Origin of the sequence: Pseudomonas sp. 203-8, assembly GCF_020708595.1 — a bacterium.
Classification (GTDB): Bacteria; Pseudomonadota; Gammaproteobacteria; order Pseudomonadales; family Pseudomonadaceae; genus Pseudomonas; species Pseudomonas aeruginosa.
The window spans coordinates 430,235-448,044 of record NZ_JAJFDF010000004.1 but is presented as its reverse complement, the minus strand read 5'-3'; the positions used below and the strand labels follow the sequence as shown (position 1 = coordinate 448,044).

Genomic DNA, 17,810 nt, shown 5'->3' with positions numbered 1-17,810 from the left:
GGCTCTATAAAGGCTAATTTTTTAGAAGTCAGCCTTCGCGAACGAGAGTCGCTGCGGGATCCATTGCTGAGCCTGCGAACCGTTGAACTCGTAGAGCCAGATCGGGTTGCCGTCTTTAGTTACACGATTCTGGTTGTCGATACAGAGCCCCGGTTCGGGGACGCTCAAGATGTAGAGCGGTTTCGTCACCATATCGAAGCGTTGGCTCTTCGAACTCGAATTCACGACAGCCAGCGTCAGGATATTCTGTGGCGAAACCTTCCCACCCTGCGGGTCGATCGCCAACTGGCCGCCGCTTGAGTTCAGGGTGATCACCCCTGTGTCCTGATCGACATCCCAAAGGATGAAGCGATATGGCGTGCCTTGCGCTTTCCGCAGTACGACTTTGGCGCCGGACTGCTCATCGGAAACACCCAGCACATAATCCTTATCTTGTGCATATTGGAACAGATAAGTACCCATTTGCGATGCTCCTTGCATAGCGAATAGTTATTAGCCCCACACTCGACAGGCAGGACCACCGAGCCGTTTCCAGGCTCGCAGAATTAAACCTAGCCAAATATAAATAAGACACCCCTACCAGAAATATGGGGGTTAACACCAAATAACAGCAATACCTGGGCGCCCTATTTATATTCGCAATATTGGAGAGACTTTATATTACCTCTCTAAAAGTAACTTTTTATTTCCATTCTTATCCTGCCAGATCCATCTGGCAGAACTTGGAAATGTCGGTCGCGGTCACGCGCGAATCTGCGAGCAGTTCCGCCGGGCCGGTGAGCTTGGCGTATTCCTGGCCCAACACCGCCAGCTCCTGCAGGAGGCCGAACTTGACGCGGCGAGGACGCAGCGCGAACGGCTCGCCCGACTGCGCGTCGTTCAGGCCAGCGATGAACAGCTCCAGCTCCTTCTGCGAGCCGTTGAGCATATGCACCGCCCGGCTCGGGCGCGGCGTGTAGCTGACCTTGATGCCGGTTGCATCGATCTTGCCGCCGCTCAGCACCTGAATACCGTGGGGTACCAGCAGGTAGTCGGTGCCCGGGGCCACCTCGACGTCCCCCGCGGTCTTCACCGTCACGGGCTTGGTCAGGTCCGGCAGGTACTTGAACGGGATCAACTCCAGCGCAACCCCCTGAGAGGTATGCGCCTCGTCGGTGATCGCGGCGGTGGGCGCCACCTGGATGGTGGAGCGCGTCACCAGGGCGACATTCTCGGCGGTCAGGTCGAACATTCCGATGGAGGACGTCACGTCGGTGACGCGCTCGCGGACGTTGCTGTTGCCGCCGCCTCCCATGTAGTTGGGCAGCGTCTTGCGGTCGGTGGCGAAGCTGATGTTGAAGGTGTCGCAGTTGCCGAGCGGCAGGAACGGTTCCTGCGATCCGTACAGCCGCGCATGGATGATGCCCTCGCCGATGAACGAGCGGTCGATGGTCTGGAGCATGGGGCTCTCCTGATGGGTTCGGGTGGGTTACTTCTGGTCGCGGCCGGCCGGTTCGGCGGAGGCTGCCGGAATCGGCGCCTTGGCCTCGGTGGCGTAGCCCTTGCCCAGGGCATGGGCAGCTACGGCGGCGGTAACGCTGATGGCGCCCTTCGACGCCGGGTAGTGGGTCGCGTCGAGCCCCTCGCGGTAGTTGAACGGCCTGGTAACGATGATCTCGGGCATGGAGCCCTCCGGAAATGAAGAGGTCGCCCGGAGGCGGCCTGGTGGATGGGTTACAACTGCTGCGAGTAGCTGACCTGCAGAGGGATGGCTCGATAGGCCCAGCGCCGGCCGGGCTCGGGCAGGCGCACAGCGGATGCCGGAAAATCGACACGCACCAGGCCGGGCACTGTCAGCCCGGCCTTGTGGCCCTTGAGCACCCGCTTGATCGCCAGGCGCGCCTCGCGCAACGCCTGGGCGGCGTCCCTGCCGCGCGCCATCGGGACGATGTTCACGGTCCACTCCTCCACGACACTGCCCGGCGACCGGTCTCGTTCCACGGTGTCCCCTTCCTGCAGGATGATCAGCCGTTCGGGCTCGTCGCTGTCCTCGGCGTCGAGCACCCCGGCCACCCAGTCCTCACGGACGGCGTCGCCGAACGCCGGTACCGCGGCCAGCAGGTCCAGCAGTTGGCCGATGACCGCGGTCTGTACATCGATCACGTCGCTCATTCGGGCACCACGTAGAAAGTGATCCAGTCGCCGTCGTCGGCATGGATGCCGTCGATGCGCCAGACCTGGCCATCGGAATCGAGGAACGCCCCCTTGCGATCAAGGGGCTGCAAGAACGCCTTGCGGCACGCAATGGTGCGGTACCGATCCAGCGCGCCGGCCTCCATGCGTTCCACACCTTCCTCAACGATCACCGCAGCATTGCCGACCTGCCGGCCAGAGCGGTCCAGGTAGCCAAACTCACCATCGCCGAGGACGTCGGCGATGATCTCGTCCATGTCGGCGACCAGTTCAGAGAAACCCGCCACGGTCAGAGGGTCAGTTCGCGCACCGCCAACGGGCGGGTGCACAGGTGCAGCGGGTTCGATTGCGCTTCCCCAGCCACGCCTTTGTCGAAGGGCAGACGCTCAAGCTTGGCGTAGTACGGCAGGCCTTCGGTGTTGACGACCTCCATGTAGTCCGCCGGCGCAAAGGCGCTGATGAACAGGTCCGGAACCCCCTCCGGGACCAGTTGGGCACTGCCATCGTCCACGAACGGCTCCCCGTCATGCTTGCCGCGATAGCGCTCCCAGACCACGCCGCCGAACTCGAACGACTGGCGACGGTCACCCCGCAGTTGCGCCGCCTGCAGGGTGTTCAGGTAAGTGCCGCGCACTTTGGGGTGATCGATGAGCTTGGCCCAGAAGTTCTTGCCACAGAACGCTCGCGATCCGGTGCTGGTGACGTTGCCCAGCGCGTCGTCCTGCTCGTCCAGCAGGTCGGCCAGAATGCCGCTCAGGTCACCCTCGGGGTTACCCAGCTCGAGCGATCGCGGCTTGGGCTTCCTCAGTCCGAAGGCCTGGTAGATATCCAGCAGTACCGTCGAACCGTCGGCATCGAGAATCTTGCCCTTGATGGCGCCGATGCGCTGATACTCGTGGGTCAGGTCCAACTGGCGGCGCGCTTTTTCCAGGCGCTTGGCCACGACCGCCTCGGCGGACTGCAGCTCGGTCCGGCTACCCACCGCACGGATGCCCTGGATTTCATCGGCGAGGATCTGGAACGTCTGCGGCAGGTGAACGGTGTTGAAGGGGACCAGTTGACGCTTGTCACCGGTCACGACCTGGCCAACGCCGCCGCGGGCTTTCGCCTCCACCAGTTGCAGCGTGGTGCCGTCCTTTTCGATCTGTACCACCAGCGAGGACACGCCCTGCTCCTCGAACAGGCCCAGCGCGGCGAGTTGCCCCGGCACCGGGTGATCGGTGTTGATCACCGCCAGCAGCGCCTCCACCGAGAACGCCTCATCTTCGAAAATGCTGATTTCAGCCATGTGGATACTCCAGAAATGAAAAACCCCGCGCAGGCGGGGGCTTGAGGTGGTTGAGGGACGGAGGAGGTCAGGTGCGAAGGATGAGGCCCAGCGCCTTGAGGTCGGCCTCACCGGCGGTATCCAGGCCGGTCAGCAGGCTGGCGATCACTTCGGCATCACGGACCACGGCCACCGCCTTTACGTCGGCATCCGTGGCGTCCACTGGACCGAACAGAATGCCGCCAGCCGCGCGACGGCCGTCATCGGCACCGTCGTCGTCGTAGGGCGTCCACTCGCCGAGCCCTGCCAGCACCTGCAGGTTGAAGCGATCACCCACCACGAAGTCGGTGGCCCCGTCGGAAAGGGTGAAGCCGACTCCGCCGCCGGTGAACGCCTGGCCGACTTGACCAGTGCCCACCTGGAGTCCCTGCGGGTCGACCACCTCGAACTTGCCGCCATTGGCTCCGGCCTCGGTGATTTCCAGCACGTAGGTTCCGCTGATGGCGGCGCTGGTCACCACGGAGGCACCGACAGTGCCGTCGCCGGTGTTCCCTGCCGCCGCGGTCGCGGTCAGCGCATTGGCGGCGGTGATGGGGGCGATCAAGGTACCCGCCACCAGCCGGCCGGAGCCGGCGGTGATGACGATGTTTTCGCGGCTGCGCGAGCCGTTGGCCTCCGACAGGAGGAACTCTCCGGCGTGAACGCCTTCGGTCTTGATGGTCATGCTTGCTTTCCTCCTTTCGAGGCATTGAGCCGGCGCTTCGCGTACACGTCGCTCGGCGCCGGGGGTTGGTAAGCCGTGTTCTGCGGCTGATCGTCCGTCGGCACGCGGTTGTCGATCTCCACCTGGGTGCTGCGCGCTACGATCTTGTCGTACAGCCGCAGACGGGCGCCGTCGGCATCCAGGCCCTCCTCGATGAGCGCCTTGGCCTCATTGGGCATTTTCGCGACGAGGCACACCGACCGGACGGCCTTCGCCCTGTCCAAGGCCGCGCGCACCGTCTCGCGATCTTTCAGGCCCGAGGCCTTGATCAGGTACGCCGCGCAGTCGGCCAGACCGGCCTGGGCGCAGTCCGCCGTCAGCTCCGCAGCCAGTTCGGCCGACGTCAGTGCGGGGTCGCCCACCGGCTCCCGGCTGGCCAGCAGCCGGCGCGCCGCGTCGGGCGTGTTGCGATAGCGATTCAGCACCTTGCCCAGGCGTGCATTCATGCCGACCGGCTCGGCCGCGCCGAGCACCTCGTCCACGAACCCCTTGTCCTTCGCCTCGGGTGCGGTGAGCCAGGTTTCGTCGTCGATCATCCGGCGCAGCTCGGCGTCATCGACATTCAGCGGCCGATGCTGGTAGCTCGCCACGATGCCCTCGAACGCCTGGTCCATCATGTCGGCGACCTTGCGCAGGTCTTCGCTGTCGCCTGCCGCGAGGGTCCAGGGGTTGTGGATCATGAACAGCGCGTTGTCGGCCATTTCGACCCGGTGTGCACCGCAGGCCGCGACACTGCCCGCGCTGAAGCAGGCCCCGTCGATCCGGGCGGTGCAGCGCTCGCCCAGGGCCCGGAGCGCGTTGTGGATGGCGATGCCGTCGAAGAGGTCACCGCCGATGGTGTCGAAGTGGACCAGTACCGGAGAGGTGCCGTCGTCGACTGCTTTCAGGTCGCGGATGAAATCCGCGGAGGTGATGCCCCAAAAGCCGATTTCGCCGTAGATGTAGATCTCGATGGAGGCGGCCGAGCCGGTACCCTCAGCGCTCAACGCCTTGACGCTGTACCAGTGCTCGGCCTGCAGATCCGGCGCGCCCTGCGCCTTGTTCTGGATGCGCGGATCGGCGAGCGTGCCAACGCCCAGCAGCGCCCACAGGGCGGCCAGCGCCAGGGGCTGTTCATTGCGTTTCTTCATGGGTGTCCCCTTGGTCTCTCACCGGTTGCCCGGTGTCGGTGGTGTAGTGCAGGTTCAGGCTCTCGGCCCGGGCGTTGTCCTGGGCGTTCTCCCGGTCGATCACCTCGGCGTCGTATCCGGTGCGTAGCGCATGCTCGCTCCGGCTGGCGAGGCCTCCGCCGATCTCCAGCAGCTTGCCCTGGACGTCCTGCACCGGATGGATGTAGGCCCAGCCCTGCGGGATCCAACGCGTGCGCAGGAACTCACGTCGCCGCGCCGGATAGTCCGGCAGGTCGACTGCTCCGCTGAGGTACGCGGTATCCAGCCACCACGCGCGCACCGGGCGGCAGAGCTGGTAGACGTACACGCTGAATTGAACCTGTTCGATCCGGCGCCGAAACTCGTTGAGCAGCACCCGCAAGGTGCGGTCGCTGATATCGCCCATGTCGCCGGTGAGCAGCTCATACGGCAGGTCGACACCGACCGCCGCTGCCATCAGTTGCTGTCGCATGAAGTCGACGTAGGTGTTACCGGCGTCCGGCGGGTCGGAGAAAACCACCTCCTCCCCTTCCAGCAGTTCCTGCATGGTCCCCGGCTCCAGGCCGACCATCGGTGTCCCGTCGCGATCCTGCGCAGGTGCCAGCCCGGTCGACGGATCGAAGATCGGCGCCCCGTCCTGTCGAGGCCTGGTGATGAACCCGGCGAACAGGTTGGAAACTTCCTGCCTGAACAGCACCGCGTCGTCGTAGTTGTCCAGCGACTTCAGCCGCAGGAGAACCGGCGACAAGCGCGGCACACCGCGCAGCTGGCCACCCTCCAGCGGTTCGAAGATGTGCAGCACCTGGTCCGCCGGGATGCGGTTGAGCTGGTTGTAGCCGCGCCGGGGCGCCGCCGGATCGCCGGGATGGCTCTGCCACATCCAGTAGGCAACCCGGCGGCCGATGGCGTCGAACTCGATTCCCGCGCGCACCACGTTGCCACTGCGGGTCTTGAAATTGCGATCCACCGGGACGAAGTCAGGCGGGAGCACCTGCAATTGCAGAGGTACCGCCAGGCCGTCCTCCGGCCGTCGGTTGCGGCGCCTCACGAAGCACTCGCCCGCTTCCTCGACCATCCGCGCGATGATCATCTGCAGGCCGTAGAAATCGGTACGGTCATCCGCGTCCGACTCGTCTACCCAGTCCTCCCACAGCAGGTTCAACGCCTCGCGCAACGCCGCGTCGTCCAGACGTGCGCGCGGCGTAATGCCGGTGCCGATCAGGTTGCTGACGCGCTTGCTGATCGCGCTCGCGGCGTAGGGGTCATTCCTCACCGCCGCTCGCGAGCGCTTGCGCAGGGTCGGCAATGCCGGAATGGCTACCGCATTCAGCGCCGCCTCAGGCGCGTCCCAGCCAGCGGCGCGGCGTCCGGTGCCAGCGCCCTCGTAGCTGTTGCGAATGCGCTTCGACGTGATTCGGTATCGGGTAGCCATCAGATCCCCTTGCCTCCGCTGTAGAGGCGAACCTGGCGCGGGCGCCGGTTGTTCGTAGCCGCCTCCAGGGCTGCGGCTTCGGCGTACTGCTGCTCCAGAACGCGCAGACTCGCCAGTTGCGCGCGGTCGACCTGGCGGTCTCCCTTGCGCACCGACTGCCCTTTTTTCAGGATGTCCTGAATCGCCACCCGGACCTCGTCCAGGCGCTGCTGCGCTGTGCTCATGCTGACCTCGTCTATCGGCGGCTCAGATACCCGCTGCGCGAGGTACGCCGGCCAGTTGGTTGGGATGGTGGGTTCGCGCTCCGCGTGGGAGGTGCCGGCCGCGCTGGGGCGCTTGGCGCCTCGCCCTGCGGCTCATGCTCGTCCGCTTCGTCGGCCGCGCTGGGCACCGTGGCGACTGGGTCGGCGAACAGGCTGGTCTGGGACACCGCCTGCCGGAGCCGGGCCCAGTCGTTGACGCTGTAGCGGTTCATGCCCAAGTAATGGGCCATGGCCAGGTTGTAGGTGAGCAGGTCGAGTCCTTCGTTGCGGGCCGACTTCGCTTTCACGTACTCGGTGCGCTTGTGCCCCTTCACGAATCGGGTGATTTTCCGCTCGGCCACGATCTGGTCGTAGAAGTCATCCGCCAGGTCCTTGGAAAAGTGCAGCGCGCCGGGCCCCTCACTCAGGGGATAGCGGTTATAGATCCAGTCCTTCGCGGTGTCGGTGCCGATCATCCACAGCTCGACGCCGCCCTTTTCCGTCTTGCCTTGCCAGGTAACGTCGACCTTCGACGGCCGCTGTGCGATCACCGGCCGTCCGGGCTTGCTGTGCCCCCTGATAGCCAGGACGTTACGCCAGCGCCGCAGGCGGGCGAACTGGTAGACCTCGTCCGAATGGTGGCCACCAGAGTCGATAGCGGTGGCCACGATTGCCAGCTCGACGCCCGAGGCGTGCCGGTAACGGCGTTTCAGTTGCTCGTCCAGCAGGTCCCAGGTCCGCAGGTCGGAGGGGTTGCCCATCAGCACCTGGTGATCCACCACCCAGCGCTCCATGCCCTCGCCCCAGCCGATCACCAGCAGCTCAAGCCGGTCACCCTGGGTATCCACCGCGGCGGTGAGGATGACAGCGCCGTTAGGTACCTGGCCGAGGGGGTAGTCTTCGGCCCGCGCCCTCAGTTCGCTGGCGTTGGTCATTTCCTGGGAGGAATCCCAAACCCGTGCCAGGCGGGTGTTGTAGAACACCTGCATGGGCTCCAGGTCCCCGCGCTCCTCGGCACGCCTAGCCTTGACGTACTGCTTGGCCAGGCCGGCCCAACTGACCCAGCCGAGGGGTGCATAGAGCGCATTGAGATAGAAACCAACCGTCTCCCCATCCCCTGTGGCGTGGGAGCGCCACTCGCCATTGGCCAGCATCCAGCTCTTGCTCGACTCCTCAATCTGCGCGTGGCATTCCTCATTGGCGCAGAGGTAGTCGACGCGGGAGAAGTCATCGCTGTACTTCAGGTTCTCCCACTCCAGCACCTGCATATGCCGGCAGTGCGGACAGGGCACGTAGTAGTGGCGCTGGTCGCTCTGCTCGAACAGGTCCGCAATCTTCGACACGCCCTTGATCGTGGGCGAGCTGGAGTAATAGAACTTGGCCCGGCGCCCGAAGGTTGAGCCGCGTGCTTCGGCCAGTTCGACGGGGTCACCCTCGCCGTTAATGTCGATTTCCCAACGATCGATCTCGTCGCCGTAGATGTAGCGCGCCGCCAGCTCGGCGAGGTTGGAGGCGGAGCCGGCCGTGGTGCAGTACAGCGTCCCACCCTCGAACTCCTTGGTGTCGATGGTGTTGCGGGCATCTCGGGAACGGGCCTTTGCGACCCGCTCCCTCAGTTCGGGAACAGCATCGATGTTCTTGCCGATCCGCGAGGAAACCCGCTTGGCCAAGGCCAGGCTGGGCAACAGCGCCAGGATGTTGGCCGGCGCCTGGTGGATGCAGGCGCCGATCCAATTCAACCCAATCTGGGTTTTCATCAGCTGCGACGCCACCATGGTGACGACGCGCTTGGCTGGATGCGCTGGGGATAGGCATTGCATCGGCTCCCGAGCGTAGGGCGTGCGCTCGGTGTGGTACTTGCCGGGCTCTGCTGCACCGGCCTCGCGCGGGATGCGCTGGTACTCGTCGGCCCATTGATCGACCCACAGTTCGGGGTCGGGGGTCAGGCCCCTGACATATGCCGCCCGGTACACGGCGGCACCGTCGGCATAGTGGTGTTGCATGGTTATGCAGCCTCCTCAGCCTTGCTGTCTTCGGGTGGTTGGATCTGACTGGCAGCCTCCTCCAGAGCAACGCGGATCAGCGACGTCAGGCGCTGCTCCATCTCCCAAGGGTCAGTGATAGCCACCAGCTCGCCCGCGACCTTCGTGGGCAGCCCCATCAGCAGGTCGCGCAGACTGCGCGCCACGTCGAACGCGGCGCAGTCCACCACTTCGCGCTCCACCAGCTCGCCTCGGCCCTTACGGAACTCGTCTTCGGCCAGCAGTGCCAGGTAGTGCTCGCGGTGGGCGCGAGCCTTCTGGAAATTCAGGCTGCCACCGCCAGACGGTGCAGGGAGGGAGGCCGGAGCGGTAGGGGTAACGTGTGCGTGCACGCCTTTGTCGGCGCGGTCGCGCTGGTGCCGCTCGGCCACCCCGGCCTTGCTCGGGTCGCTGGACTCAGCCAGCAGTTGCTCGGTGGCCTCTACATCGATCTTTCCACCCTCGCCCAGGACCAGACGGCCCTGCGACTTGAGCTTGGAGACGTAGGCGCGGGACCAACCACGACGCGCCGCGAACTCCGACTGGGTTAGTAGTTCCATGTGAGATACCTGTTAACCACGGTGAACCGAGGGGGTTAACCCGGTTAACCCTGTTAACTAACTTCCCGGCCCAGCCACTAGCGCGAGAACGAGGTTCGAATCACCCTTGTCGGGGGCGGCGCTTCAGGGGCCCCCGGTGCTTTTTGAGTAGCACGTCACTGCCCCGCTTTTCGCGACACCCCGTCTGCAGGCGGCCACCGCCGGCTCGGGTTGAACTAACCCCGCTCCGCCCGGCCAAGCCACCTGCCAACGGTTCAGCGCAACGCTTTCGCCAGGGTCCGCTCGATGTTCGCCTCGATGCGCGCGTCGTCCTCGGCAATACGCCGAACGACTTCGTGAAACTGGAAGCGCACGCGGTACTGAGGCTGGCGGACGAAGGCGAGGACCATGGTCAACGTCCGTCCACGGCGTTCGGCGATGCCAATCGGCCGGCGGCCACGGCGCATCACGAAGTACGCCAGTTGGTGTCCCTTCGCCAGGGAGCGCGCCGACTGAGTGGCGTTTCCTTTGAACCCCGCTCGGTATTCCAGGGCGCCCAGGCCGGAGAGGATCTGGATCATCTGGCCGCGGCTCATGTTGCCGTACTGGTCCAGCCGGGCGCCCTCCGCTGGAACGACGAACATGCCCGCAGGCAGAATGCCCCGGGCTCGGAGGTTCCGCTCCGACGCCTTGTCCACCCTCGGCCCCCCGAAGACTTGGGGAGCCACCCAGTCCTCCGGCGCCTGCCCCTTCGAGGCATGGTCCTTTTCGTCCTTCACCCACAAGGCCGCCTCAAGGCGGCGCGAAGTGGCATGCAGGATGCGGATGGCGTTGCGGGTGAACGGTGTCGGCCGGTCGAAGACCTGGTCGATCTCCCCGACCAGCGCCTGATTCGCCTGGTTCGCCGTGTGGTTCAAGGCGTCGGCCAACACAGCAGCAGGCAAGTCGCCACCGAGCTGCTGCAAGGACCGAACGGCGTCGTCCAAGTCCCGCGCAGTGATAGCCCCTCTCACTCCGAGTCAGCCCGACGAGGCGGCACCTCAGAACCGCCCGCTTTCCGCTCAAGCCAACGTGTGTAAAAACCAGATGCCACGTCGGCGCCGAGGCACGCGACCACGCTACCGAGCGCGGCGGCAACCGGCAGCCCCGCACCGCTCGCCGTGGCGAGCAACACCGAGGCCAGGCCGAACACCACCGACGCCCCCGAGCGCAGCAGGACACGTTTCAGCAGATCGCTGACCGTCAGCCCTGCCGCCTCGGCGCGCCACAACTCCCCAGACAGGCCTGCCATCGACACCAGCACGAACAGCCAGGTCGGGATATCGCTCAGCGTCTGCTGAACGTCGTTCTCTGTCGCCATGTTCACCTCGGTCTGAGTAGGCGGCCCGTCCCTGGACCCGACGCCCCGCCAGGGAGGCCAGAGGCGCCGAAATCGAGCCAATAAAAAACCCGGCGCGATGGCCGGGTTCGGATGATGTGGAGCGTGTGCCTCACTGGCGCACCTCTACGAGAGTGCCTACTTTTTACCCCTTCAGTTCGGTGGCAGCAACCCAGTTTTATTGCCACCCCGAACTTATCCCGGAGTCGCCCCAAACTCGTCCCGGACTCGTCCGGCGTATATCCATCTACGGTTATCAAGCGCCTCCGGCGCTGTCCTACTGGTCAGTAGGTGGGTCAGCAGGTGGGACAGATAACCCATTGTTTTATATGGCGTTGTCCTACTGTCCCACTTGTCCTACTACTTTCTACGCATATAAGAGAAGAATAATAAGAGCGCACGCTACGCGCGTGCGCGCGCGATACGCGCCTATGTGCGGGCGGGTGTGTGAAAGGTGGGACAGTGGGACAGCCCCAGCGGCGACGGGGCTTTGCGCTGTCCCGCCTCGAAAAACGAAGCGGGACAGAGTAGGACGGTGGGACAGTGCACGGCCAAGTCAGGCCGCCCGCCGCAGCAGGATTTCAGCAATGGCCGCATGGGCCAGGTGCAGGCGCTGGTAATACTGGGTTCTACCGCACCCGCACGCTTCCCATTTCATCGGGTCCGACATGTCGTAGTCCGTGTAATGCAACCGCACCACCCGCTCGATGGGCGGCGGAAGGTGCTTGTTCACGATCAGCTCAATGTCCGCCGTGCGATCCAGAGGACAGCGAGCCCCCGCTGTGGAGCGAGTCAGGTTTCCCCTGGTCGCCATCAGCATAGCAATCACATTGCTCCCGCCGCTAGCGTTGCCGGCTGAACCTACGCCGTTCGGTGGGTGCAGCTCGGCGGCCCAGGTCCGTAGCATCTCGTCAATTGGCTTGATCAAAATGCGGCCTCCTTCTGCGTTGGCCGCCCCTTCCACGACGGCGGCCGCTCATAGCCCCACGGCCGCACCGGTGACTTACCGGATGCGGGCAGGCGTCTGCGCCGCCAGCCCAGCCGGTGCATGATATGGCCAACTCGCATCTGCTCCGGTTTGCCCCAATGCCCGAAGTCGAGGTTGAGCGCGTCCCCCAGCAGGTCAGCACTGGTGACGGTCTCGCCGACGTACCCCTCCAGCCAACCGATCAACTTGTGCTCCCAGGCGTCGACGGTGTAGCGCTTGTCCTGCTCCTCCTCGAACAGCGCGCGCTCTTCACGCGAGACCCACCACTGATCTCCGGCGCGGTAGCAGAACAGCGCTTCTGCCCATAGCTGGTCCCGGATCTCGCGCAGCAGGTCCAGATCCACCTTCGTGCAGAGGACCGGCCAGTATCGACGGTTACCGGTGGTGTCTTTCAGGTACTCCTCCTGGTTTGTAGTACCTACGAAAACACACTGTCGCGGCACATCGCGGGATCTGCGGCCATATTTCTCGCGGAAGGTATCAACCGATGCCGAGAAGAACTGCTTCGCCTTGGTGCTGTCGGCCTTGTTGAAGGCATCCAACTCGCCCAGTTCGCTGATCCATTTGCCGCGTAACATCTGAAATGTTTCTGTGTCACCAAGCACGAACGGGGTATCCATGAACCACTCGCCGCCCAGCACCGACATGGCAGTCGACTTGCCCTCACCCTGCAACCCTTCGAGGATCAGCACCGTATCCATCTTGCAGCCTGGGCGCATAACACGCGCAACAGCGCCGATCAGCCAGCGCTTGCCGGCCTTCATCGAGTACGGGGTCTCCTCCACGCCCAGGGCCCTGTTCAGCCAATGCTCGATCCGCGGCGTACCGTCCCACTCCAGGCCCTCAAGGTACGCCCGCACCGGGTGAAAACTGTTCTTGCTGGCCACCACAGACACCGCTTCGAGCACCGGCGGCACCTTCGTCAACAGACCGTACTGCTGTGCCAGCCACTCGCACGCCAGCATGTCGTCCAGATCTGTCCACTCCCCCGTACCACCGCCATAGGGTGGCGTCCGCAGCTTCATGGTCTTGGCGCTGAACTCGTCATAGCCGAGCACGCCTTGCCACCGTTCATCGTTCTGCAAGATGAGACTGATGTTCACCATGTGCGCCGCCAACCCGCCGCCCTTGATCCGCAGCAAGCAGTCACGCCAGCCCCCTTCCGCCGGCGGCCGGACCACCGCCATGACCTGGGCGCGGACAACCTCCAGCCCCTCGGCACAGTGCAGGTCGTTGAAGTCAGTCCAGCCCTCATCCCGCTCGCTGCCGAAGCGAGGGAGTACGAACTGGCCGCCCAGGATCGTGGCGGCGTTCTCCGCAGCCTGAGCGCCCGGATTCCAAGGCGATCCGTCCTGGCGGGTGGTCTTCCAGTCGTCATCGCCGCAGAAGATCAGCGGCCGCGACGGGTACTCGGTCTGCATCGCCTTGCCGACCGGCAGCAGGTTGCCGGCATCGAAGGCAATAGCCACCGCGCAGCCCGTCGCCATATGCAGGCTGACGCCGGTTGCGTAGCCCTCAGCGATCAACACCGGCTCGCCGGGTTCGGGGCGCGGACCGATCAGGCAGAACGCGCCTTCCTTCTGCATGCCGTAGGGCCAATACGCCTTGTCCCGGCCGGTATCGGGCTGCTTTTCAGGGTAGATGATTTGCAGCCCCACCAGCCCCTTGAGCGTTCGCATGGGCACCATGAAACGCCCGCCGTAACCGTAGCGACCGCCGATACCGACGATTTGCTTGCGGTCGAGATACGGCGCCTTGCCCTTCTCCGATAGCCGTTCCCACAGCCGCGCGGCGCCCTGCGCAGCACGCTGCGCGGCGTAGGCGGCCTTTGCCGCGGCCTTGCGCTTGGCCTCTTCCTGGCGGGCGTGCATAAGCTCGCGCTCCTCGGCAGTCAGGCGAACACCCTTGAGCTTGAATTTCTCGTTGAGATCCTGCCGCCAGTTGCCGAAGCGCCCGAAATAGAGGGTCTTGCCGCTGGCAGTGGTGTATTCGTGCAGTACGTACCAGCCAGTAGCCTCCCCGCTCCGGTCGCCCTCGACCTTGCAGCGCACCAGCTTGCCGAACACCCAGCCCGGGCTCCGCTTGGTGAAGGGCTCGATACCATGATCCCGAAGCTGATTCAGCACTTCGTCCAAGGCTTCGTTACTCACCGGCGCCCCCTCCGCTCGTTGAAGGACTGGCATTCAATGCAGGTTTGGCACCCCGGCACAGCTTCGCGACGGCGCGGCGGGATTGGCTCGCCGCAGCACTCGCGCTCATGAGCCGATTCGCCAGCCACTACCAGCGCTCGGGCAGCCAACGCCGCCTCCATGCGCTCCAGCACCAGGTCATTGGCGTGATCCGCGATATCAGCCATTGGCCACCTCCCCGCGTTCGGCGCCCTTGGTGGTCTGGTGGACGTAGCGAGCCCGCTCGTAGAGGCCAACCGCCGCGCGGATGATGCTCATCGCCAGTTTTTGGGTTTCGGCCAGCTCGGCCGCATCGATGCGACCATCCTCGATATGGCGCGCGATGGTGGTTGCCGCATTGGCCGACGTGTGCAGGATCTCGCCGGCACCGGCAATCAGGCTGGCCGGCACATCCTCGAACTGAAGCGGCGAAACGAAGAACCACAGGCTGTCGCCCAGCTCGGCATGCAGCGCGTCGAGCACGACCGCCCGCCCCTCGGCCGACACGTACCGCAGGAAGTCGAGCACGTCGTAGATGTTGAGGATGTGGCTGGTGTGGCTGGGGTCGAACTTGTGGGAAGTGGTGGAGACGCTGCGGCCGGTGGAGTGAGCGAAGCCAGTGATGCCACCGTGGCACATGCGTTGATTGCGGGCGACGAGGTTGAGCGCTTCGCCCAAGGGAAGCACCTCGCGGCCCATGCGGTCGAACTGATCCGCGAACGAGGGTCGGGACATGGCAATTATTCCTGTTTACTGCCAGTGCCACGACGCCACCAACCTTGTTAGAGTAGGCGCCGTGGTCACATTGCATGGTGGTCACAAGGCAGATGGCCGCTCTGTGGTGGAAACGCCATCTGCCACGATGGCCGGGTGATCGGTATTCCTGATCACCCGACCGTTACAGCCAGCAGCTCTGTGGTGGAGAGGCTGGCAACCCCGAGGCATCCGTGCTTCGGGTCTGGGAAGCTCGGCCGGCTGTGGTGGTACTTAGCGTGCTGCTCCAGCCGGCCTGGCTCCCCTCCCTCGGTGGTGGCGAGGGACTAAGCTGCTTTCCTAGAGTGCTTATCTGGAAGTGGAAATAGGTCTGGCAGGTCCGGCCGTAATTCATGTGCAGCAACAGCACCTTTGCATGCTCGCACCACGGCAGGCACACGCTCAGCAGGCACCCCGCGCTTTTTCCATTGGGAAACAGCCATCGGGCTAAGCCCCATTGCTTGCGCGAGCGCCCGTCCACCTCCAGCAGCGTTAATCGCCTTTTCCAATGCCGATTGATCCATAAACGCACCGTTTTCTTCGCATTCGGTAATACACATTACGTTTATTTAAACGCAATGTCTACCCCTGTAAACTCTGAGTTTATGAGCACATCCGGCACCAGATTGCGCGGCCTCCTCGATGAGAGAGGAATCGCCTATAGCGAGTTCGCAGCAGCGCTAGGCGTTGAGCCCCAACACGTCAACAATTGGTTCAAGCGCGGGATTCCAAAGGCCCGCGTTTTCGCTATTGCTGACGCACTAGCCGTCAATCCTCGCTGGCTGAGCGATGGAACAGATAGCGAATCTCCATCGAACTCCCTAGCCACAGGCGGTGAAAGCTCCCTGCTCTCTCCCCTCGATCCCTGGGATGACAGAACGCCCCTAGAACCGGACGAGGTTGAAGTGCCGCTGTACAAGGAAGTTGAGCTATCCGCCGGAGCCGGCCGAACAGCGGTGCGTGAGATTAAGGGGAGAAAGCTGCGATTCTCCTACGCTACGCTTCGAAATGCCGGAGTCTCCCCTTCGGCGGCTTTCTGCGCCACGGTCAGCGGGAACAGCATGGAGCCATTGATTATGAATGGCGCCACCATCGGAGTGGACAAGAGCGCAACCCGCATTCTGGACGGCGAAATCTACGCCCTTGAACATGACGGAATGCTACGAGTGAAATACCTATATCGCCTGCCAGCGGGCGGTATGCGCCTGCGGAGCTTCAACACAACAGAGCACCCAGACGAAGAATACTCAGCCGAGCAGATCGAGACCCAACAAATCCGAATCCTTGGCTGGGTATTTTGGTGGTCGACGCTCCGAAAAAAGAAAGGCCTTGCCTTCGACCAATAAACAAAATAAACAAAACGTATTGACCCAGCGTTAAACGTTGCGTTTAATTACCTCGACTCTCCACCACAGAGACGAGGTAACACCATGCAACGTTCCGCCACGGTACACGTCCACCCGGCCTGTACCTCCTCCCCGCAACAGGTCCAACGCCTCCAGGCCGAAACTGGCTGCCTTGTCGTCATCTTCAACGGCAAAGCCCAGCTTGTAGCCAGCCGTACCCCGGGCCGCCGTTATTCGGTAACCACCACCTCCCCGTTTGGAGGTGACGCGGCATGACCTACGCACTCCGCCAACCATCCTTTGTGCGGCTCAAGGCTCAGCTCAGCCTCAACGGCCGCTTCAACCACGCCCTCTACGACGCCGAAACCCGTCAGGCAGTCCACGTCACTCTCGACATTGAGCGCGGCGCTGGACAGGTCCACATCATCGTTCGAATGGGCTCCACGCTGAACAGCCTGGGCCTCCCGCTCGACTCCCAGTCCAACGCCAACACCGTGGCCGACTACATCGAGTCCATCGCGAATGGCCGCCTGGACACCGCGGACGAGACCCCGGCTCGCCGCCGTTTCGACCAGGCTGCGTAGGGGGCCGCGATGAAAGACTTGTCCCTGCACCAGGCCGCGCAGCGCCTCGGGCTGACGCGTCCCGAGCTGATCAAGCGCATGAAGGCGGCCGGCCTGCTCGACAGCAACACTCTTCCAGCCGCTCCAGTCCGCGACCGCCTCTACCTGCGCGCAAAGGAAACGCCCTGGCACCACCCCGAACTCGGCATGCAGTACAGCCACTCGACGAAAGTGCGCCCGGCCGGAGTGGCATGGCTGGCCGACAAGCTCGGCATCCCCCGCGTCTGCCCGCCGGCGGTCCCGGACCGCCGCGAGGTTGGCTGACGAGCCCCGGCCCCGCGAATACGCCCGCCAGATCGTCGCCCTTCGAACCATTGAGGAACGCAGGGCGGCCCTGGAGCGGGTGCCGGAACACCTACGGGAACTTGTACGAACCCACGTAGAGATCGCCTGGAACCACCCCAAGGGGAACAAATGAACAACGCACGCCGACGCCAACTGCAACAAATCACCGCTCAACTCGAAGAGATCCGCGAGCAGATCGAAACCTTGGTTAGCGAGGAGGAGGAGGCCCTGGACGCTATGCCCGAGAGCCTGCAAGCCAGCAACCGCGGAGCGCGCATGGAAGAGATCGTCGACCAACTCAACGAAGCAGCCAGCGGCATCGAGGACGCGGTAGCCGTGCTCAACGAGGCCGCCGCATGAGCACTCCTCACGACAACCAACCCGAGCTTCGCCTGACTCCGGCCCCACGCCCGGAGACGGTGGAACTCCTCTACCGCACCTTCGGCGACGTGCTGATCCCGCTGGAGCACCTGCGCATTCGGTACTTCCACAACCTCAACGAAGAGACGTTCAGCCGTTCGATCAAGGAACGCCGAATCCGCCTCCCCATCACCACCGTCGACCCGAGTCAGCGCGCCCAGCCATTTGTCGATGTGCGCCACCTTGCGGCCTGGATCGACTCACGAGCCTGGCAGGCCGACGAGGCATATGCCCGACTCGGCAGTAACGAGTAACCACACCGGCC

General features: G+C 64.0%; 24 protein-coding genes. 5 read left to right on the top strand and 19 right to left on the bottom strand.

The genetic code is table 11. The features are described from left to right. Window positions 1–21: 21 nt before the first annotated feature. The 19 genes from LJF27_RS12110 to LJF27_RS30525 all read right to left on the bottom strand — a co-directional run bounded on the left by LJF27_RS12110 (window position 22) and on the right by LJF27_RS30525 (window position 15,395). On the bottom strand, window positions 22–462 hold the full coding sequence (locus LJF27_RS12110; RefSeq protein ID WP_014602839.1) for an RICIN domain-containing protein: 441 nt from the start codon (window positions 460–462) through the stop codon (window positions 22–24). 232 nt (window positions 463–694) lie between these two features. Next, complete coding sequence (locus LJF27_RS12105; protein WP_004353040.1) at window positions 695–1,441, bottom strand: hypothetical protein; 747 nt, start codon at window positions 1,439–1,441, stop codon at window positions 695–697. Between the two features lie 27 nt (window positions 1,442–1,468). Next, window positions 1,469–1,663 (bottom strand): hypothetical protein, encoded by a 195-nt coding sequence (locus LJF27_RS12100; RefSeq protein WP_023116961.1) that lies wholly within the window; start codon window positions 1,661–1,663, stop codon window positions 1,469–1,471. Window positions 1,664–1,713: 50 nt separating this feature from the next. Then, complete coding sequence (locus LJF27_RS12095; protein ID WP_015648938.1) at window positions 1,714–2,151, bottom strand: hypothetical protein; 438 nt, start codon at window positions 2,149–2,151, stop codon at window positions 1,714–1,716. Next, the gene (locus LJF27_RS12090; RefSeq protein WP_023116962.1) at window positions 2,148–2,429 is read right to left on the bottom strand and encodes a hypothetical protein; all 282 of its coding nucleotides are present in this window, start codon (window positions 2,427–2,429) and stop codon (window positions 2,148–2,150) included. Before LJF27_RS12090 ends, LJF27_RS12095 begins: the two co-directional genes overlap by 4 nt. Window positions 2,430–2,461: 32 nt before the next feature. Next, entirely contained in the window at window positions 2,462–3,460 is a 999-nt protein-coding gene (locus LJF27_RS12085) for a major capsid protein (protein WP_004353033.1), read from the bottom strand. Between the two features lie 67 nt (window positions 3,461–3,527). Beyond that, entirely contained in the window at window positions 3,528–4,163 is a 636-nt protein-coding gene (locus LJF27_RS12080; protein WP_023116963.1) for a head decoration protein, read from the bottom strand. After that, complete coding sequence (locus LJF27_RS12075) at window positions 4,160–5,332, bottom strand: head maturation protease, ClpP-related (protein ID WP_023116964.1); 1,173 nt, start codon at window positions 5,330–5,332, stop codon at window positions 4,160–4,162. Before LJF27_RS12075 ends, LJF27_RS12080 begins: the two co-directional genes overlap by 4 nt. Next, window positions 5,316–6,782: a phage portal protein gene (locus LJF27_RS12070; protein WP_023116965.1), complete on the bottom strand. Its 1,467-nt coding sequence runs from the start codon at window positions 6,780–6,782 to the stop codon at window positions 5,316–5,318. The genes LJF27_RS12075 and LJF27_RS12070 overlap by 17 nt, the downstream gene beginning before the upstream one ends. After that, window positions 6,782–7,006, bottom strand: coding sequence for a hypothetical protein (locus LJF27_RS12065; RefSeq protein WP_019396964.1), 225 nt, complete (start codon window positions 7,004–7,006; stop codon window positions 6,782–6,784). The genes LJF27_RS12070 and LJF27_RS12065 overlap by 1 nt, the downstream gene beginning before the upstream one ends. Before the next feature lie 11 nt (window positions 7,007–7,017). Further along, the gene (locus LJF27_RS12060; protein WP_023116966.1) at window positions 7,018–9,027 is read right to left on the bottom strand and encodes a phage terminase large subunit family protein; all 2,010 of its coding nucleotides are present in this window, start codon (window positions 9,025–9,027) and stop codon (window positions 7,018–7,020) included. Between the two features lie 2 nt (window positions 9,028–9,029). Continuing rightward, window positions 9,030–9,605 (bottom strand): hypothetical protein, encoded by a 576-nt coding sequence (locus tag LJF27_RS12055; RefSeq protein WP_023116967.1) that lies wholly within the window; start codon window positions 9,603–9,605, stop codon window positions 9,030–9,032. 254 nt (window positions 9,606–9,859) lie between these two features. Beyond that, complete coding sequence (locus LJF27_RS12050; RefSeq protein WP_023116968.1) at window positions 9,860–10,597, bottom strand: hypothetical protein; 738 nt, start codon at window positions 10,595–10,597, stop codon at window positions 9,860–9,862. Next, a complete protein-coding gene (locus LJF27_RS12045) occupies window positions 10,594–10,944 on the bottom strand; it encodes a phage holin family protein (RefSeq protein ID WP_019726481.1) in 351 nt (116 codons plus the stop codon). Before LJF27_RS12045 ends, LJF27_RS12050 begins: the two co-directional genes overlap by 4 nt. Window positions 10,945–11,518: 574 nt before the next feature. Then, complete coding sequence (locus tag LJF27_RS12040; RefSeq protein WP_019396873.1) at window positions 11,519–11,890, bottom strand: hypothetical protein; 372 nt, start codon at window positions 11,888–11,890, stop codon at window positions 11,519–11,521. Then, complete coding sequence (locus tag LJF27_RS12035) at window positions 11,887–14,133, bottom strand: VapE domain-containing protein (RefSeq protein ID WP_049877514.1); 2,247 nt, start codon at window positions 14,131–14,133, stop codon at window positions 11,887–11,889. The genes LJF27_RS12040 and LJF27_RS12035 overlap by 4 nt, the downstream gene beginning before the upstream one ends. Next, a complete protein-coding gene (locus LJF27_RS12030; RefSeq protein ID WP_405045491.1) occupies window positions 14,097–14,261 on the bottom strand; it encodes a TraR/DksA C4-type zinc finger protein in 165 nt (54 codons plus the stop codon). Before LJF27_RS12030 ends, LJF27_RS12035 begins: the two co-directional genes overlap by 37 nt. 37 nt (window positions 14,262–14,298) lie before the next feature. Beyond that, complete coding sequence (locus LJF27_RS12025) at window positions 14,299–14,853, bottom strand: phage regulatory CII family protein (protein ID WP_019726483.1); 555 nt, start codon at window positions 14,851–14,853, stop codon at window positions 14,299–14,301. A 305-nt stretch (window positions 14,854–15,158) separates the two neighbouring features. After that, window positions 15,159–15,395: a transcriptional regulator gene (locus LJF27_RS30525; RefSeq protein ID WP_071537471.1), complete on the bottom strand. Its 237-nt coding sequence runs from the start codon at window positions 15,393–15,395 to the stop codon at window positions 15,159–15,161. Window positions 15,396–15,476: 81 nt separating this feature from the next. Here LJF27_RS30525 and LJF27_RS12020 point away from each other — a divergent pair, with 81 nt between their 5' ends. From LJF27_RS12020 to LJF27_RS12000, 5 genes are all read left to right on the top strand, one after another. After that, window positions 15,477–16,217 carry an XRE family transcriptional regulator gene (locus tag LJF27_RS12020; protein ID WP_071536510.1) on the top strand — a complete coding sequence of 247 codons (741 nt, stop codon included), beginning with the start codon at window positions 15,477–15,479 and terminating at the stop codon, window positions 16,215–16,217. A gap of 272 nt (window positions 16,218–16,489) precedes the next feature. Then, complete coding sequence (locus LJF27_RS12015; RefSeq protein WP_023116972.1) at window positions 16,490–16,801, top strand: hypothetical protein; 312 nt, start codon at window positions 16,490–16,492, stop codon at window positions 16,799–16,801. A gap of 9 nt (window positions 16,802–16,810) precedes the next feature. Further along, the gene (locus tag LJF27_RS12010; RefSeq protein ID WP_023107148.1) at window positions 16,811–17,104 is read left to right on the top strand and encodes a phage antirepressor KilAC domain-containing protein; all 294 of its coding nucleotides are present in this window, start codon (window positions 16,811–16,813) and stop codon (window positions 17,102–17,104) included. Between the two features lie 150 nt (window positions 17,105–17,254). After that, window positions 17,255–17,485 carry a hypothetical protein gene (locus LJF27_RS12005; RefSeq protein WP_019726488.1) on the top strand — a complete coding sequence of 77 codons (231 nt, stop codon included), beginning with the start codon at window positions 17,255–17,257 and terminating at the stop codon, window positions 17,483–17,485. Beyond that, window positions 17,482–17,799 (top strand): pyocin activator PrtN family protein, encoded by a 318-nt coding sequence (locus LJF27_RS12000; protein WP_019726489.1) that lies wholly within the window; start codon window positions 17,482–17,484, stop codon window positions 17,797–17,799. Before LJF27_RS12005 ends, LJF27_RS12000 begins: the two co-directional genes overlap by 4 nt. The last annotated feature ends 11 nt before the right edge of the window (window positions 17,800–17,810 follow it).

Excerpts from the sequence above, each read along its gene's own strand:
- LJF27_RS12080 (WP_023116963.1), bottom strand. The coding sequence starts at position 4,163 with ATGACCATCAAGACCGAAGGCGTTCACGCCGGAGAGTTCCTCCTGTCG.
- LJF27_RS12110 (WP_014602839.1), bottom strand. The coding sequence starts at position 462 with ATGGGTACTTATCTGTTCCAATATGCACAAGATAAGGATTATGTGCTG.
- LJF27_RS30525 (WP_071537471.1), bottom strand. The coding sequence starts at position 15,395 with ATGGATCAATCGGCATTGGAAAAGGCGATTAACGCTGCTGGAGGTGGA.
- LJF27_RS12010 (WP_023107148.1), top strand. The coding sequence starts at position 16,811 with ATGAAAGACTTGTCCCTGCACCAGGCCGCGCAGCGCCTCGGGCTGACG.
- LJF27_RS12035 (WP_049877514.1), bottom strand. The coding sequence starts at position 14,133 with ATGCCAGTCCTTCAACGAGCGGAGGGGGCGCCGGTGAGTAACGAAGCC.
- LJF27_RS12055 (WP_023116967.1), bottom strand. The coding sequence starts at position 9,605 with ATGGAACTACTAACCCAGTCGGAGTTCGCGGCGCGTCGTGGTTGGTCC.
- LJF27_RS12020 (WP_071536510.1), top strand. The coding sequence starts at position 15,477 with ATGAGCACATCCGGCACCAGATTGCGCGGCCTCCTCGATGAGAGAGGA.
- LJF27_RS12070 (WP_023116965.1), bottom strand. The coding sequence starts at position 6,782 with ATGGCTACCCGATACCGAATCACGTCGAAGCGCATTCGCAACAGCTAC.
- LJF27_RS12065 (WP_019396964.1), bottom strand. The coding sequence starts at position 7,006 with ATGAGCACAGCGCAGCAGCGCCTGGACGAGGTCCGGGTGGCGATTCAG.
- LJF27_RS12085 (WP_004353033.1), bottom strand. The coding sequence starts at position 3,460 with ATGGCTGAAATCAGCATTTTCGAAGATGAGGCGTTCTCGGTGGAGGCG.
- LJF27_RS12095 (WP_015648938.1), bottom strand. The coding sequence starts at position 2,151 with ATGAGCGACGTGATCGATGTACAGACCGCGGTCATCGGCCAACTGCTG.
- LJF27_RS12075 (WP_023116964.1), bottom strand. The coding sequence starts at position 5,332 with ATGAAGAAACGCAATGAACAGCCCCTGGCGCTGGCCGCCCTGTGGGCG.
- LJF27_RS12105 (WP_004353040.1), bottom strand. The coding sequence starts at position 1,441 with ATGCTCCAGACCATCGACCGCTCGTTCATCGGCGAGGGCATCATCCAT.
- LJF27_RS12060 (WP_023116966.1), bottom strand. The coding sequence starts at position 9,027 with ATGCAACACCACTATGCCGACGGTGCCGCCGTGTACCGGGCGGCATAT.
- LJF27_RS12005 (WP_019726488.1), top strand. The coding sequence starts at position 17,255 with ATGAACAACGCACGCCGACGCCAACTGCAACAAATCACCGCTCAACTC.
- LJF27_RS12030 (WP_405045491.1), bottom strand. The coding sequence starts at position 14,261 with ATGGAGGCGGCGTTGGCTGCCCGAGCGCTGGTAGTGGCTGGCGAATCG.
- LJF27_RS12000 (WP_019726489.1), top strand. The coding sequence starts at position 17,482 with ATGAGCACTCCTCACGACAACCAACCCGAGCTTCGCCTGACTCCGGCC.
- LJF27_RS12090 (WP_023116962.1), bottom strand. The coding sequence starts at position 2,429 with ATGGACGAGATCATCGCCGACGTCCTCGGCGATGGTGAGTTTGGCTAC.
- LJF27_RS12025 (WP_019726483.1), bottom strand. The coding sequence starts at position 14,853 with ATGTCCCGACCCTCGTTCGCGGATCAGTTCGACCGCATGGGCCGCGAG.
- LJF27_RS12100 (WP_023116961.1), bottom strand. The coding sequence starts at position 1,663 with ATGCCCGAGATCATCGTTACCAGGCCGTTCAACTACCGCGAGGGGCTC.
- LJF27_RS12015 (WP_023116972.1), top strand. The coding sequence starts at position 16,490 with ATGACCTACGCACTCCGCCAACCATCCTTTGTGCGGCTCAAGGCTCAG.
- LJF27_RS12045 (WP_019726481.1), bottom strand. The coding sequence starts at position 10,944 with ATGGCGACAGAGAACGACGTTCAGCAGACGCTGAGCGATATCCCGACC.